Origin of the sequence: Parasphingorhabdus sp., assembly GCF_965233695.1 — a bacterium.
In the GTDB taxonomy this organism is placed as follows: Bacteria; Pseudomonadota; Alphaproteobacteria; order Sphingomonadales; family Sphingomonadaceae; genus Parasphingorhabdus.
Genome location: NZ_OZ247497.1, coordinates 23,585 through 39,991, shown reverse-complemented (window position 1 = coordinate 39,991; position 16,407 = coordinate 23,585). Strand labels below are relative to the sequence as shown.

Sequence of the window (16,407 nt, the reverse complement as noted above, 5' to 3'; positions counted from 1 at the left end):
CAACCAGTCAATTCACTCCGCCGGTTCCAGCGCGTCTTCTTCCTCCGGACCACCTTGACCACAGTTTTCGTCACCTTCGGCGCATTCGGAATTTTCATCTTCGTCTGCCGCTTCGTCGCTGACCCAAAGGTCGTCATTACCGGCGCCTGTGACCGGTTCATCAATCAACGGATCATCGACAAATTCTTCCGTTTCCTTGATCTCGATGAGATTGGTCTCAAACGGATCACTCACAACGGTCCCGTCCTCATTTGGTGTCACCTCTTCCTCGATAATATCCTGGACAGGATCATCAATCTCGGGATCAATCTCTGGCGTAGGTGTCGGAGTTGGCGTAGGTGTCGGCGTTGGAGTTGGAGTTGGAGTTGGCGTAGGTGTTGGCGCAGAGCAACTGGCTGGATCAGCAATGATACAGCCATTAATGGTGCTTTGTGCGGTAAAGCCTTCTCCGATTCCGACGGCTCTCAATGCTGGAATGCCAGTGTCGCCATCTACTGTACCGTTCACTATTATGACCGGTGGTGTGGCTGCAGAACCGTTAATCTGCACCGACTGGCCCGTAAACCCGCGTCGGTCATCAAAATCAATGCCGGCGCCAGTGTTCTGGATCAATATACTATCGGCAACAGTGAAGGTCAGGGCGCCGCCTCGAATGACACCACTATCGATAATGATGCCATCATTATTACCCAATCGACCGTCAATGGCTGGCGTTCCCAATCCCACGATGTCGGCGAAGGCCTGATCGGTCATGGCGAAAATATTGGTCGCGGTGAGGTCGATGAAACCGGCAGAGCCAAATCCGCCATTGGCATCTGTGAGCTGCAATATGCCGCTCGCGTTATTGATAAAGATATCGTCGGAGGCAGTCATACTTAGCATGGTGCTGCCCGACGCATTGACGACGTTAAGATCGCCATCCACGCGGATCGATTGTTCCGTGTCAATCGTCAGCGTTCCGGAAAAGCCAATATTTGCCATCTGCGCGCCGCTGACATTATCTCCTGTTTGCACCATAAGATCCTGAATGATAAGATCGGGGGTGCTGTTACCCGTCGCGACGGCAAAGAACGTCAGATCCTGATTTGACTGGATCCGTGTAAATTCATCCTGGTCCAGGCTAAACACGCCAGCCGTCCCAGCGCCGCCCAAGATGACCTGATTATTGCCATTGCTCTCGATGAAAATATCATTGGTCTGGGTGAATTCGCCGAGTTGACCGGATGTACCGATATTGATGTCGGCCGACGAGAGTGAGATTGTTTCACCAGTGGCCAGGGCCTGAATGTCGATGAGATTGCCCGCAACGATCGTCAAGGCGTTGTCCGCGTTGACGGTGTCATTAATCCTAACATCAACAGCGGCAGTTACATCGATATTGCCATTTGCGCTTACAACCGCCTGGCCCGTGATGCCTGACGGAGTGCTTCCGAATACTGCTTCACCGATGAACACCTCATTGAGTTCGGCACTACCGGCCAGGCTGGTCAAGATGATATTGCCAACAGCACTGGCATCATCTGCTATCAAGTTACCGACGGTAACAATATCGATATCGCCGGCATTGGCTGTTGCAACCACTCTCAACGCGCCATCGGACCGCAGGAACACGTTGTTCCCTCTTGCGCGCAAGATGCCGCTGACCAAGGCATTGTCACGAACCGCTACATCGCCATCAGAGGCGGTAAGGCTGGCTGAACTGACATCCAGATTGTTGATCTCTACGCCCAGATCACCAATGAAATTGAATGAGCCACCACTGGCTGTTCCCACTGTCACAAGACCATCGGCGCTTGCGATGAGACTTTGTGCAGCAACGCTTCTGGCGGTAAAATTATTGCCAGCGCCAGCTCTTATGAAGCTGTCGGTCGTGACATTGCCGAATATGATTGAATCCTGGGCACTCAAGTTAAGTTCAGAAGCGATCTTGCTCGTGACGTCCACATTAGAAAATATAATGTTGCCTGAAGCAAAGAAATCGCCCTGACGTGAAATATCAAGGTCCCCACCAATGTTGATGTCACCATCCAAGGCACGGATTCGCAAGCCTTCGGTAAACCGAGGATCACCATTATCGCCTGTATCGGCGCCGCCTAATGTTACAGATGTGCCTTCCAGAAGCGTTTCGTTGACCGAAATGACATCATTGATCATCACCGCGCCAGTTGCCAAGACCGTTAAGGTGGTTCCGGCATCCAGAACATTGCCAGAAACCGCGATACCATCAATATCGATGGAATCCCCTGGTGTGGCAGAGTTAATATCTACATTGCCGGACGCAGCTACGGTGAGTGTCGAGCCAGCGCTTAACAAATCACCAGTTATATCGCTGCCGCTCAGATCGAGCATGTTGCCAGCATCTACAGATCCAAAGTCAATGAAGCTGCCGGACGACAAAGTTATATCGACGCCAGCGTTGATGCTTCCAACGGTTATATCGCCGCCATCAATGTCGATATTCCGGGCATCAGATGTTCCGCCGAGGAAGATTGATCCCGGAGCGAATAGAATGATGTCAGTGCCTGGAACGTTGATCTGATCAAAGCTGAAGTTACCGCCGGCATCATAGTTCACGTCACCAATTCCGACAGTCAATATGCCAACGCTCATACTGCCGGGTACCGAATAGAATCCTTCCGGTGTATCGCCGCGTCCTTCAACTGTGGTCAGCTCGCCGCCAGCATTGATCACGGCTGCGCTGATGCTGTCTCCGACGGTAATGCCCACGTCTGCGCCGCTGTTGAGAGAACCAGACCCCAGCAGGCTTCCGGCCGCATCGACGCCCAGCAATCCGCTGGTGAGTTCCGCATCAAGCAGGTTCACATCACCTTCAGTACTGTTCACGAATATTTCGTCACTGGCGATGAAGCGCGAAGGAATGCCATCGGCACCCATCACGATGTCACGGCGTGTGGATACCAATATCCGATTGGCGACAATGTCGCCATTTTCGATAACCGCCTGAACAGGAACGCCGTTCTGGCCAATTTCAACGATGTTGTCCGCACCCAGTGCGCCAAGGCATAGATTGCCTTCAAGACAGTCTGCGCTCAGCAAACCGTCATCGTCGGATTGGCCAATAGCGGCGATCACGGCGTTCGACGGAGCGTCGTTGATGTCAGCGCTGATGGAGCTGGCGGTTATTGTCCCCCCAATGCCATCCATAGCGTCGGCGGTCATAATCACCGCAAATTCATTCGCATCAATCGCGCCAGCTGCAACGATAGATGCTATGGGTGTCAGAGGCGTCGTAATAAGATCAGGAACCAATCCGCCAGCGTCCAGTATCAAGTTATTTGGACTTGCGAACGGCGTACCGAAAAGTGGCGTATCCAGAGGATTGGCGGCCGCCTCTACGCGCGCGCCTGTCTGGATGATGATATCGTCGCCCGTGATAACCGAAATGCCGTTGTCGGACACGCTCGTGCTGCCTGTCTGGAATATAGCATTACCGCCAGCTACCACCAGAATAGCGCCCGTAGAAGTGACGTTGCCGGTGATAGTTGCATCAAAGCTGGGATCATAAGAGGGAGTCGGACTTGGTGTAGGGTCCAGGCCCGCTTCAATGGTAATACCGGATTGCAAGATAGAGCCTGCACCCACGGGAGAGGCAATCGGAGGACCGGTTACGGCCCCGTCGTTCAGAGTGGCATTTTGCCCCGCCGTCAAATCAATAATACTCTGGGCCCGCAAATCATTTGCGAAAATATTTGCACCAGCATTGACACTAATTTGAGTGCCGGACTGGATAATGGATCCTGTCATGCTGTCAAAGTCGATCGCAGCATCAGCATCAAAGTCGGAAACCACGTCGATGGATATGGTCGGAACAGCATTGTTGATGTGACTCACCAGAATCGATCCGGAATTCGAGCGCAAATCGGCAATGCCCCCAACGGTCAACTGGCCCGTACCGTCAAACGCATATTCGATATTGCCGGCCACATTAACGGTCAAATCGCCCGCAACGGTGATCGCGCCACTATTTCCTGACATGAAGAAGCCGCTGCCCGGAGACGCAACAGCTAGCGCTTCTGCGTTGAGGGAGCCCAGACTAATCAATCCAGCTGGATCCGTAGAGCTATCGATAATGTCGATACGCCCGGCAAAACCGGACGGTGTTGATCCGTCACCCGAGTTGAAGCCGTTGGCGAAAAGATCAACATTTCCCGAAAGGTTCAGGATGCCGGGGCTGCCTTCTTGTACTTCCAGAATGGCGTTACCACCTGTCCCGATACCGCCGATACCGGCGGTTCCGACCGTCCCGTTAAAAGTGAAGCCGCCTGGTCCGGCGTCGCCGCCTTGACCGGTTGTGGTGATTGTTACACTATCTCCCGTGATCGTCCCGCCTTGCGCCAACAGCCGGGCAGTGCCACCTTGGCTATCACCGCCATCGCCGCCATCTCCTGCAATATTCGCATAGCTATAACCGCCTGCGCCGCCCTGACCCGCTGTACCTGTGCTGGAAAGAGTGAAAGACCCTGCACCATCTAGTGCAAAATTCGCTCCATCACGGACCGCTATCTCCAGAGTCCCGCCAATCGCTGAGCCACCGTTTCCGCCATCACCACCGCTGCTGCTGAAATCGGTAAAGCCCTCGGCCCCAAGCCCGCCAAAGGCATCTGCGGTTGTGACCAATGGATCGCCCACATTGACCAAATCTGCGTCAGCTCCTACGATTTCGAGCCGTGCAACACCGCCCGTGGCATCTCCGCCATTACCGCCATTACCGCCGATTTGGCGAGCAACTCCGCCGGTTCCGCCCGCTCCGATAGCCGTAACCACCGGACTATCTAGTACTACAGCCGAGTTGGTTATGTTGAGGACCGCTGTTCCGCCGTTGCCGGAGCCGGCATTTCCGCCATCAAGACCTTCGCCGCCTTTGGCGCCAATGCCACTGGCATCAACACGGTAAATTCGACTGACGGCGTCATCTTGTCCCAAGTTGATCGTCGCATTGCCGCCTGTACCGCTGCCGCCGTTGCCAGACGTCTGACCCGTGAATCCAACCGCAGGGATCGGATTACCGTATACACCATAGCGCGTCGGTGCATCTGGATCATTACCAGCGTCGCCGCCTCTTCCAATGGCGCTGACTTCGGTACTGGTAAAGGTAACATCGCCACTATTGTTATTGAAAACAGCAGTACCAGCTATAGCGTTGCCGCCATCACCGGCACGCGCCGATGGAGTAGGTGTCCCGAACAGTGCATCGCCGCCGCGCCCGCCGTCCGTACTGGCTGAAATCGAAGCAAATTGGGCTGAGATTGTAGCTGTCCCATCAAGATTGAAAATCGCGGTGCCACCAACCGAATCACCTCCGCGTCCAGCATCAACACCACTGCCATCGCCGCCTCGACCACCAAAGCCGCCCGCAGTGACGTTCAAATCGTTTGTGACGGTTAAGCTGCCCGCAGTGGCATTAAATGTTGCATTGCCGCCGATGCCTGATCCGGCATTACCAGCGGCTACACCTTCAACGTCACGGGCGTTACCTCCATCTCCGCCAAGACCATCTGCAGAGACTGTGAGACTGTCGACAGTCGCAGTGGCGCCGTTTAGGTTGAAGACAATGTTACCGCCTTGTCCGTCACCGCCATCGCCTACAACTCCTGGAGAAGCCGGGAATCCGAACGGCGCTGAATCGCCGCCAAACGAGGCGATACCACGAGCGGAGAGAGTTGCATTACCGGCACTAAAATTCCCGTCGACCAAATTAAAGGTCGTCAAACCACCAACGCCATTTCCGCCATTGCCACGAATTTGAATTGGGCCCTCTTCGATATCCTCAATGGACCCGTTGGCGCTCGCACCAAGTGTTTCGGCGGAAAAATTGCCGCCATTGATGAGGTTTAGCGTCAGATTCCCGCCGACGCCTAAGCCGCGGTCAGGCGACAAGGCATCAAGAACGTTGCTCCGTCCAGAAGCGCTGGCGCTGATCGAGAAGGAAGTCTCACCAGACGGACCATCAACAAAGTTCATGGTGCCGCCATCAACAGTGATTGTGATGTCGCCTGCTGTTGCGTTTCCGCCCTGCGTTACCGTTTCGGCATTTGCCGACGCACGAAATTCACTGCCCGTAATGCTGCCGCTATTTTGCACCGCGATATTAACAGTACCTGTGATGCCATCTGTCAGTGCACCGGCCGCAGCCGATGTCCGTCTGTCAGAACTAATATCAAAACGATTGGAAACCAGTCCTGCATTGTCGACCAACAGGCTAATGTTCCCGCTATTGGAAGGCGATCCGTCGACCACCGCACGCCCTGTTGCAGTCAATAGCAGATTATTGCTCAGGAACAGGTCCGAGCCATTGATCACATTCAGGGAAAGGTCGCCAGCGCCACCCAAACCATCAAAATCGGTGGCTAATTCAAGTGTTCCGCCGGTGAGATCAGTGCTGTCGAAAGTGACATTGAGTGTTCCTGGTGTCGCCTGGCTGGCAATTTCATTTCCTGCGCCGTCGAATGCCGCTCTGGCATCCGCGGCGCTGTCGAAACTCAGGCGATTGGTTATGTTGAGTACGGCGTTGGTGAATGTAGCGGAGATATCACCGGCATTGGCACCATTATCGGTCGGGGTGAGATTGCCGATGGCGTTGCGCGTACCACTGGCGCTGGCAGCCAAGCTTAATTCCTGCGCGTCAATTGTTCCGCCGTTCACAATAAAATTAATTGTACCACCGCTATTGGTGCCTCCAGCGGCGGTGCCATTTACGTTATCGCCGGCATTGCCACTGGCTTCGAGATCGAAGCCAAACCCGCCATCCATCAATGTGCTTCCAGGACCATCAATATTGACATTGATTGTACCACCGGTCGATTCACCGGCAGTTACCGAACCCATATTGGGCGCAGCGGAAACATTCAGCAGAGATGTTCTGAAATCTCCCCCGCTATTGATATCCAATAGTCCGCCTGCGACAATGTCCAGATTGATCGTGCCGCCCTGCGTATCGGTTCCTTCTTCAACCAGCGCAAACCGGCTCCTAGTTCCTGCCACACCGGCATTGGCAACAAATTCGTCGACGATAACAATATCACCAGAGCCTGTGACACGGCTGCCACCGCCACTGGCAAGGATATCGATTGTTCCGCCCTGTGTACTGGAAAATGCGTTTATCGTCAGACTGCCGCCAATTGTAATCGACGAGTCTTGCCTGGCAATTAACTCAACACCATTGACGGCATTCAAGGTCACATCGCCATCAATGTCGATGATACCGCTATCGCCGGCCGATTCCATGCGAAGCGAGTCCCCGGCGCTAAATTCCAGTTCAAGAGTATTGATACCCTGTGCGCCGGTGACCGATCTACCCAGAATATCCTCAATGACGATATCATTGTTGGCAAAAGCCTGAACATCGTTGCTGAAGTTCACATCGGTAACGCTGATATTGGCATTGCGTGCAGGATCAAAGGTTTCATCGATCGGATTGCCAAACCCGCCGTCGGACACATTACCGCCGGCGCTGAGAACGATACTGCCATCCTGTTCGTTCACCACAGCACCGGTTGCCGGAGTATAACCGATAGAGCCCGAGAGCAGCATCGTCATGGCCTGGTTCTTGGGGACAGCAACCATGTAGATTTTCTGGTTATCTGCAAAAAACGGCCCGAATGACTGAACCCTGGTGGGCCCCGTTGTTGTACCGGAATGGACAATGCCGGCGCTATCGCCACTGCCTACCGTGACGGCGATGTCAAACAGTCCGTTGTTGATCGTAAGATCTGCCTGTTCGGCCGCGACATAGGCAACCGAGCCATCGACATCGACGGTTCCGGCCTGTTCAACCCTTGGTGACACGAGAGCAACATAGTCGTTAATATTGGAAAAGGCTGTGTCGGCATCAATTGTTGCCGTGCTGGCAATGCTGACTGCTGACGAACTGTTGGCTGTGCCCCGAAAACGGATCTCTCCAGATGGACCGAACAGACCACCGCTGGTATCAATATCATTGGTGGTCAGAACCAGACTGCCGACGTTGAATACAGAGCCGGCGCCGGCGATAATACCGCCCGGACTATAGAACCAAGCACTTCCGCCTTGCGTGCCGTTTACCCGGGTATTTACCGTACCATTAAACTGAATCGCGCGAAAATCACCTGATAGACTAGGAGTGGGCAGGATGCGATTTAGGACGGTAAATTCTGCCGCATTGTTAAATGTGATCGACCTACCGGTGGGCAGGATATTTATGGGTGCAACAGTGGTGTCGAGCGTGGCCGTGTCAAGCGGTGCCCAGTTGATGATAGATTCAGAACCGGAAATAAAGACATTATCGGCCGCCGGTCCGGGAGACCAGCTATCTCCTGGCCCAAAGCTGGGGGTGGCCTGAAACGACTGGTTGGGATCAAGTGCTTGCGCTTGGGCGGTTTGCGCCATGGTGGACAGGAAGACCGCCGCAGCTGTTGCAGAGGCACCAGCCAGCAGTCGTAGCTTGCCCGCAGCAGTGTGCTTGCGCCTTGTTTCGCCCATTTTTTGGACGTCGCTTTTGCTTTTTCTGTTCTCTGTCATCTTCTTGCCTCTGGTCATCATCCGCCGCTTTTATTATTTATCGCGACCATGGTGCGAGTTGCACCGTCAGGGTCATCAACGCCCGCGCACTATCCCGCCGTGTCTGGAAAGGACCGCGTTTCAGCGGCACCACGGCCATCACATCCAGGCTGGCTTGACGGCCAAGTGTCGCGCGAATTCCGCCACCAGCGGAATAAATTTTCTGAGGGTCGCCTGGAAAATTCTTGTTCCAGACACCCATCAGGTCAAAATAGACATAGGGTTGCCAGGCGATGCCGTCGGGAGAGTCGGGAATAAGCGATCCATAGCTGACCTCCGTCTGCAAGCCGTAGCCGCTGTCGCCGATGATCGTGCCGGGATCATAGCCACGGCCGGTGGTATAGTTGCCGCCTGAAATCTCTTCGTAAGAAAACAGTGCGTCGGGCGAATATTGGAACCGCGGCTTCAACGTGAAAGCCAAAAGCGGGGTAGGGCGGTAATCGAGCTTCGCCTGTCCGCGTACGACAAAAGCGGTTGGATCACCGTCCGCCCGGGTTGGAATTATCGTCTGACCTATACAGCGCACAAAAGCGGGTCCGCATCCTTCACTGGCACCCAATATGCCAAGACCTTGACGCACTTCCAATGATCCAGCCATGCCCCATTTCGGCTCGAAGGCAGAATAGCCCCCGCGACCGGAAATGCTGCCCGGTTCTATCGTGTTAAAATCCATTCTGGCATAAGCGATCGAGAGGTCATCCTCGTTGGTTCTTATGCCGAAAATTTCAGTTTTCTGATCAATATATTCAAAGCCGATCGTCCCGAACAGATTGCGCGACTGTTTGCGAATGAACGGATAGGTGGCGTAAACGCCTGCGACCAGCGTCTCCGACTCAATGTCGAAATTGTTCACCAGCTCGGGATCAGTCCAGGCGTAGGTAAAATTGCCACCAAAGCGCAATCCTTCGCCACCGACACGGAATTCGTGACCGATTTGCAATACTTGTTGTTCACTGAAATCGGCGGTTGAAAAGGCACTGACTATAGTTTCATCGCCCAGTCCGGTAATCCCGTTAAACCGCGCGCGCACAAGGCCGCCGAAACGGCCGACCTGTTTTGATCCAAAATTCTGGATGTTGGCTTCGACATAGACTGGCGTCCGCACGACATTGAATTCGCCGATAACATCGCCCGGTTTACCTTCCGCCGCCGAAGATACCGGCCGCAAGGACAGCCGCACGTCCAGTCCAGGAATATCACGGGCAAGCAGCAAATAGCGTTCGGCTACATCAATATTGAAAACCGGTTCATTGGTCAGCCGGTCAATATATTGCTTTAGCAATTTTTCTGATGATCCGGCATCACCGCGCACTTGCACTGACGTCATCCGCGCCAGCAAAACGTCAAATTTGACGTTGCCGCCTTCAATGGTCTGGGGAGGAACCTGCACAGCGGCGAGATAGCCGGCACTGCGCAAAATTGTCGCCGCGCGATCCCGTATTTCACATACCACGGCGACCGGTACTTCTTGCCCGATATAGCCGGTATAGGCAGATCGTAATATTGATGCGTTGACCACGCCAAGCCCGCTGAAATCAACTGATTGCAGGGTAAATTTGACGTCAGCAAATTCAGGACTGGCGAGGGGACAGGCAGACCGTTCGATTCCGCCTTCAACTGTTAGCGCCTGCGCTTGCCCTTTTTCAGCTTCACCCAGCAGCCCGCGCTGGATTTCTTCTCTGGTCGGCGCAGCGACCGCTGATTGACCCCAGGCAACACCATGGGACGACAGAATAGCCGGAATCGATACCAGTAATGCTAGTTTCTTTGCAGCGCGCGCTCGCAACATGTTTTTCCCCGTTTTTCAATATTTCCTGCGCGACCCACCTTGGAAATATTGTATTTTCCATTTCACGCCCTGACCCTCACCTCGGGGCGTGAAACCTGTAATTTCTTAACCTTCTTCCTGGTCCGTTGTCGGCCCGGTATCGAGCGTTTCAACCAGTAGATCGAGTTGGCTCTGACAACCATTGGCGATCAATGCCGCTGCTGCTTCATCCAGATCTTGTGGTGCTTCCTTCAACATCACAAAATTGACTTCGACAGACTTTTCGACATTGGAGCCGATGACCTGATATTTGGCGCCATCGGTCAACGGAGCTTCGGCCTTTGGCCAGCTTTTCAGCGGATTGCCTTTGCGCCAAGCCACCTCGGTTACGCTTCCATTGGTGGGCTGAACAATGCTGGCCTTGGCTGAACCGGTATAGTCGGGACGCCACAATACCAGGGCATCCGCATCGGCGACACAGAATTTTCCGCCCTTGGTGACATCAAGGAACCACAGGTTCGGGTTTCTCGGTGCGACATTTGCAGGGGTAACACCGGCGCTGCGAACAGCTCCGGTCCGTGCACGGCTGCTACCGCGATTGTTGATAAAGCTGGCCAGCCGTACGGAACTGCTGGAACGTGCCGTCGTATCTTTGTTGAGAGAAAAAGTGCCAGGCCCTTTCAAAACTCTTGTGCCGCCTTTGCCAAGGATAGTCACGCTATCCAGCTTTTTCAGCGTCAGCTTGGCATTGTTCGCCAGCTTTTTGCCCGCAGGATAGGATTTGGCCGAGGGTCCGGTGGACCTGACAACCATATTTTGTGCAACGGCAGTGCCGCTCACACCGACGAGCAAAAGCGCACCTAGTGCCGCTTTGCCGAAATGGCGTGCCAGCCTGCCAGATTTAGCTGTTCTACCTTCAACCGAGTGCATAGCTTTCTCCATTCTTTGTTTTTTCCAGTCGTTTCAGCAAATTACCAAGACCAAGGTCTTCGCCATATTGCTTCATCATGGCACTGAGTGCCTGAACATAATCCATATCACCATTTTGATGGGCCGCTATGATGGCGGTCACTGCCTCGCGGTCTTTCTGTTCCCAGTCGGGCACAGGCTCGAAAACCTCGACCGGGGTGGAACGGCCGCGCAATGTGATCTTGCCCATCGGACGATACCAGTCGAGTCCGGTGCGCTCCATAGCTTCCCGGCTGATCAGAACTTTCGTTTCCAACGCCTTGTTCGCCGCTTCCAGACGCGCGGCAGTGTTCATCGCATCACCCAGCGCAGTGTATTGAATCCGCCCCTCACCGCCGAAATTTCCCACAATGGCATCGCCATAATGCATGCCGACCCTGGTACGGCCAATTGGCGGTACGCCTTCGGGAACATTTTTGCGGAACTCCTCACCTGCTTGATAAAGCGCGTAGGCGGCTTTTGCCGCGCGCGCGCCATCATCCGGATAGGCAATGGGCGCCCCCCAGAAGGTAACCAGTGCATCTCCGACAAACTTATCAATCGTTCCGCCATATTCGAGCGCGACATCGCTTAGCCGGTCGAGATAATCATTGAGCAATGTCGCCACCATTTCCGGTTCAATCGCATGGCTGAGTTTGGTAAAGCCCTCGAGATCGGTGAAGACGGCAAAAATCTTTCTCTTCTCTCCGTGCAGAGAGAGTTTTTCGGGATCACGCAAAATTTCTCCTGCAATAGATTGCGGCAGATATTTGCCCAATGCCCCTTGGGCGAAGGCACGCTGTTTGGAATTAATCGTTCGCGCCGCGGAACTCACCGAAGCATATCCGAAGAGCCACCCCAGAGCCCAACCGAAAGCAGGAAGGGTAAGCGTATCAGCGCCAATATTCTGCAGGAAAAACGGAAAGACGAGAAAAAACGCGAACTGCCCGACCAATATACCGCCGACTTTTAATGCATTACCCATGATGAGAGCAGAAAGCCCACCACAGATCGCGACAATCAACGCTGCTGTCCATAATATCGAACCGGGGATCGGAGCCGGCAAATCATCATTTAGCAATTGCGCCAGCATATGAGCGTGGACTTCCAGACCGATCATCTTGCCATCGGTGCCCTCGAGATCACTGATCGAACCGATAGGCGTTTCAAACCGGTCACGGTCGATAAAATCACCACCAATTAGGACATATTTGTCCTGGATAAATGATTGCAGCATTTCTGCTGTTGCCGGGTCGGCAAAGCTTTCGATCGGAAATTTGTCAAACACCGGCATATCGGCATTGGCGGGAACCAAATAACGGATAGCTCCGCTATTGCTTGAAAATTTGGGATTGGGCTTGGTTAGCGCCATGGCCATAAAAGGTGGCGCTCCATCTTTTTCCGGTGTCCAGCGTCGCTGAACGCCATCGCTGTCGGTATTCAGCCTGATACTGGTAGGTTTCAGATTTGGCCCTTCGGCTTCGCTAAGAAAGTCCTTGAGGAATTCATGTTCGGCAAAGGCGATTTCAGGATTAAGCTTGGGGTCTGCATAGGCTAGATAAGTTGGCGTCTGGAGCTGTTTGAAGGTTGAAAGCAACAGCGCATCATCATCCTGCGGCATCGTGAAGAGAATATCGATCCCGATTGACTTTGCGCCTGCCGCGTCGATGGTTTCCAGCGCCTGCGCGAGAATGGTGCGATCGACCGGAGAGCGCTGACCTGTCAGTTTCAGCGTATCCTCGTTATAAACGATCATCACGATACGGTCTTCTTTCTCGACCTGTGGCGCAAAGACGGAAGCGCGCATGTCGTAAAGCGCGCGCTCTGCATCCTGGATCAATGGCGTCGTCCAGCTGAACCGCGCCATCAGCAGAGCGAGGATCAGGAACAAGATCGTAGAGCCGAGACGAATTGGACCCAATTGGTCAAACAGTCGCCGCAGCGATTGCAGCACCCCGCGAGCTTCTGCCTTGACGTCGCGACTTGGCGGTGCCGGGCCGGTATGGCGAAGTGCTTCTGCCATTATTTCAATGCAGCCGCTGATGGTTTGGAGATGTTTATTTCTGCACTTTGGTCAGTGGGAAGAAATGCTCTTGAGCCATCGCCAATAATCGCGAAAGCTGCCCAATAATAGGGGTGCGATGTTACCGGATCGTCCATTAATTTTTTCTGCGAGCTTCTTAGCGCGGTAGCTATGGATTGGCCCTGACCTTCTGTAAACAAGCCGCCAATCAAGCGTTCGGTTGCTTGAAAGTCGTCAGGTGCCGGCCAATGGCTCGCAAGTACAGATCGGCTCCCAGCACCCACGAAAGACCGAACAAGGCCGTCGAGTGCTGTGCCACCGCCGCTGCTAACGCCGGCTTCGCGGGTTGCTTTGATGCTGGCTTTACCCGCGGTATCACAAGCGGAAAGGATGACGATATCAGCATCCAGTTTAAGATCAAAAATCTCGTCAAAGGCCAATAAGCCATCGGACTGGTCACCGCCAAATGAAGTTAGAAGTGCAGGCTTTGCCGGGCAAGACGGTTTGGGAGCGGTCACCAGGCCATGGGTAGCAAAATGAAGGATGCGATAATCGGCCAGATCGGATTTTGCGAGAATTTGATCGTCAGAAAACGCGGTACCGGTGAGCAACTCCGATCCGCTTTGCCCTATGATCGAACGTGCCTGAACGAGTTCGGCATCCGATATTGGGTTATTCCATTCGTTAAGAGACCATTTGCAGTTGGCATCCAGTCCCTCTGAGGAAGCGCGGACGCCGCCGATCTTTGTGTCTGCCAATACCGGCTGGTTTTTACCAAGACCAAGATATTGGCGCGTTGCCCCTGAAGCAGGTGCGCTTCGGGCGTCGGTGAAACCACGGGCGGATACGGCAGTACTGACATCAGTATTTGTGCCGAGCCACTGGACCCCGGTATAATCAAACGGATCACCGTCGGGTTGCTCTATTCTGGCAAGATAACCTTCCACGGATGCGTCGTCAGCAACCAGCAAATTGATCGGCAGTCGCAGCATCGCGCCGTCAGGTTCGAAAATCAGATGATTTTTGGTGGCCAGCCGTTCCGATGTCGGCGCGAGCAGCGCTACATAGAGACGACGTGCAGTCTCGATATCAAACGGATAGGTAACATATTGACCATTTTCAAAAGCGGAAATGGAAGCGCGCAAAATATCTACCTGTTCATCCAATTCCTGGGAACTTATTGGCGCTTTATAAGCGGTTGCAAACTGCTGGTCGGCATAGAACATAAATATGTCGTTGCCGACGATCGCCATACGCATATAAGCTTCGGAGGCTTTCATGCTTGCGCGCAGTCCGGCCAGGTCGATAGAGCGACTTGCAACGGCGCGATATTGCGGAAACTGAGACAGGTTTACGATGGTCAGTTGCTGGCTGCGCTCGAGCTCCTCGATTTCGGCGGCAAGATCAGCGCGTTGTCGACGCGTTTCGGCTGTCGGTTCCAGTTTGCCGAGCGCGGTGAAGCGCATGCGAAGCCGTTCAATACTGCGATCCAGATTGCTCGATTGCCGGAACAGACGTGCGGCTTCATCGGTACCACCGCTCAGTTCGCGCGACAATGCCGCCTGCGTTTCGGCTACACCTGGCCGGACCAACACCTGGGAGGCTTTAAAAAATTCGGCGGCGGAATCCGGATCTTCGCTCATTAGCGCAAAATACGGCGCCAATTGATTGGCAATGCCGGTGACAGCGCTGCGCTTGCCGAGTGAATTGTCGACCACCTCGCGATAAAGTTGCCGGGCTTCGTCTTGTTTGCCCCGGCGCAGCAGATAGCTGGCCAGTTTCGCCTTGGCGCCGTTGACCGCCCGCGTTTCGGGATACTGGATCTCAACGAGCTCAAGGGCGTTGCGAAGCAATTGTTCGGCATTGCCAAACTCGCCTTGTTTTTCTGCAACCAGAGCCAGCTCTGACAATATCTGCGTCCGTAAACGCGTTATCGATGTTACCCGGCCATCGCGTATCGCAACCGCTTGATTATAGGCGGTGGTCAGCGAGTTTTGGGCCGCGTCATTATCCCCCCTGATCCGCTGTGCAGTACCGATCAATTGCAGTGCTTGCGCGTCGATAATCTCGGCTCTCTCCGCCTCGGTCAATTTGAGATCATCGTTGAAGCCAAGCAGATTGGCGGTTTTGCTGTCGCCGTTGATACGCATTGCGATCGGGGTGGTAATAGTCAGGCTTGCAGCCAGCGCCTCTCTTTGAATCTCTGTGGCCTTAACCGGCAGGTTGATCCGCTCCAGCGCCTCTTCATAGCGCCCCTGATTGAGCAGATGCATGGCTTCGAAATTGCGCAAAAGTTTCTGGTTTACAACATTGCCAGATATCACGGACCGGGCCTGGTCGAACAGCTCGTCAGCTTCGGCAAATTCACCCAGATTGGACTTCTGCAAGGCGCGATTGATATAATATTCCTCAGGATTGATATCCTGATCATCAAGGCCGGCAGTGCGTTGTTGCAATGTTTCAAAAAACGCCGCGGCTTCGGCATAGTTGCCGCTCAGATTGCGGCGATAACCCTCTGCCAGGGCTTGTTGGGGCTTGAGGGTTAAGGCCTGGACGCGTGCAAAAGCAAAAGGGTCTTCAATCGACGTGGAAGCAACGTCGATTTTTCCTTTGATAATCTTGCCGGCCATGATTGACTTGAGCGCCAAAAGGGTGGCGCTGTCATAGGCGCTGAGCCCTTCAGCAACATAAGAAATATTGCTGCGCTTCGTCTGAAAGACCGAATAGCTGACGGGTTCGTCAGACAGTTTGCATGACTTTCGGTTTAAACCATCCACGGCCTCTTCGCCGTCGCATAGGATGGCATCCCGTCGATGTTGAGCAATGCGGGTCAGGACATCGTCTTGGGGGGAACGAAAAGCATAGACATATCCTACCGGACGGGCTGAATCGCGGCATACCACGGCCCAGCTGCGGTCAAAAATGCTTTGCTTGGATTTGTTTTCCAGGCTGCGATCCTGCACTTGGCAAAGCGTGCCCTCGCCAGATCCGATCGGAAAGCTGTCGCGCAATGTGACAGGTGTGCCTTGTGCAAAGACTGGCGCTGATACCGCTACCGATAGCGGCAGCAATGCCAAAAACGGCAATCCAAAATGTTTCGGACCGATCATAT

Annotated in this window: 5 protein-coding genes; all 5 read right to left on the bottom strand. The window is 53.9% G+C overall.

All coding sequences use genetic code 11. The features are described from left to right. Nucleotides 1–12: 12 nt before the first annotated feature. Complete coding sequence (locus ACO6S1_RS00135) at nucleotides 13–8,517, bottom strand: beta strand repeat-containing protein (protein ID WP_422344348.1); 8,505 nt, start codon at nucleotides 8,515–8,517, stop codon at nucleotides 13–15. A gap of 37 nt (nucleotides 8,518–8,554) precedes the next feature. After that, a complete protein-coding gene (locus tag ACO6S1_RS00130) occupies nucleotides 8,555–10,345 on the bottom strand; it encodes a ShlB/FhaC/HecB family hemolysin secretion/activation protein (RefSeq protein ID WP_422344347.1) in 1,791 nt (596 codons plus the stop codon). 105 nt (nucleotides 10,346–10,450) lie between these two features. Next, nucleotides 10,451–11,266, bottom strand: coding sequence for a hypothetical protein (locus tag ACO6S1_RS00125; RefSeq protein ID WP_422344346.1), 816 nt, complete (start codon nucleotides 11,264–11,266; stop codon nucleotides 10,451–10,453). Then, nucleotides 11,241–13,295 (bottom strand): CHASE2 domain-containing protein, encoded by a 2,055-nt coding sequence (locus ACO6S1_RS00120; protein ID WP_422344345.1) that lies wholly within the window; start codon nucleotides 13,293–13,295, stop codon nucleotides 11,241–11,243. The genes ACO6S1_RS00125 and ACO6S1_RS00120 overlap by 26 nt, the downstream gene beginning before the upstream one ends. After that, nucleotides 13,295–16,405: a CHAT domain-containing protein gene (locus tag ACO6S1_RS00115; RefSeq protein WP_422344344.1), complete on the bottom strand. Its 3,111-nt coding sequence runs from the start codon at nucleotides 16,403–16,405 to the stop codon at nucleotides 13,295–13,297. Before ACO6S1_RS00115 ends, ACO6S1_RS00120 begins: the two co-directional genes overlap by 1 nt. Nucleotides 16,406–16,407 lie beyond the last annotated feature (2 nt).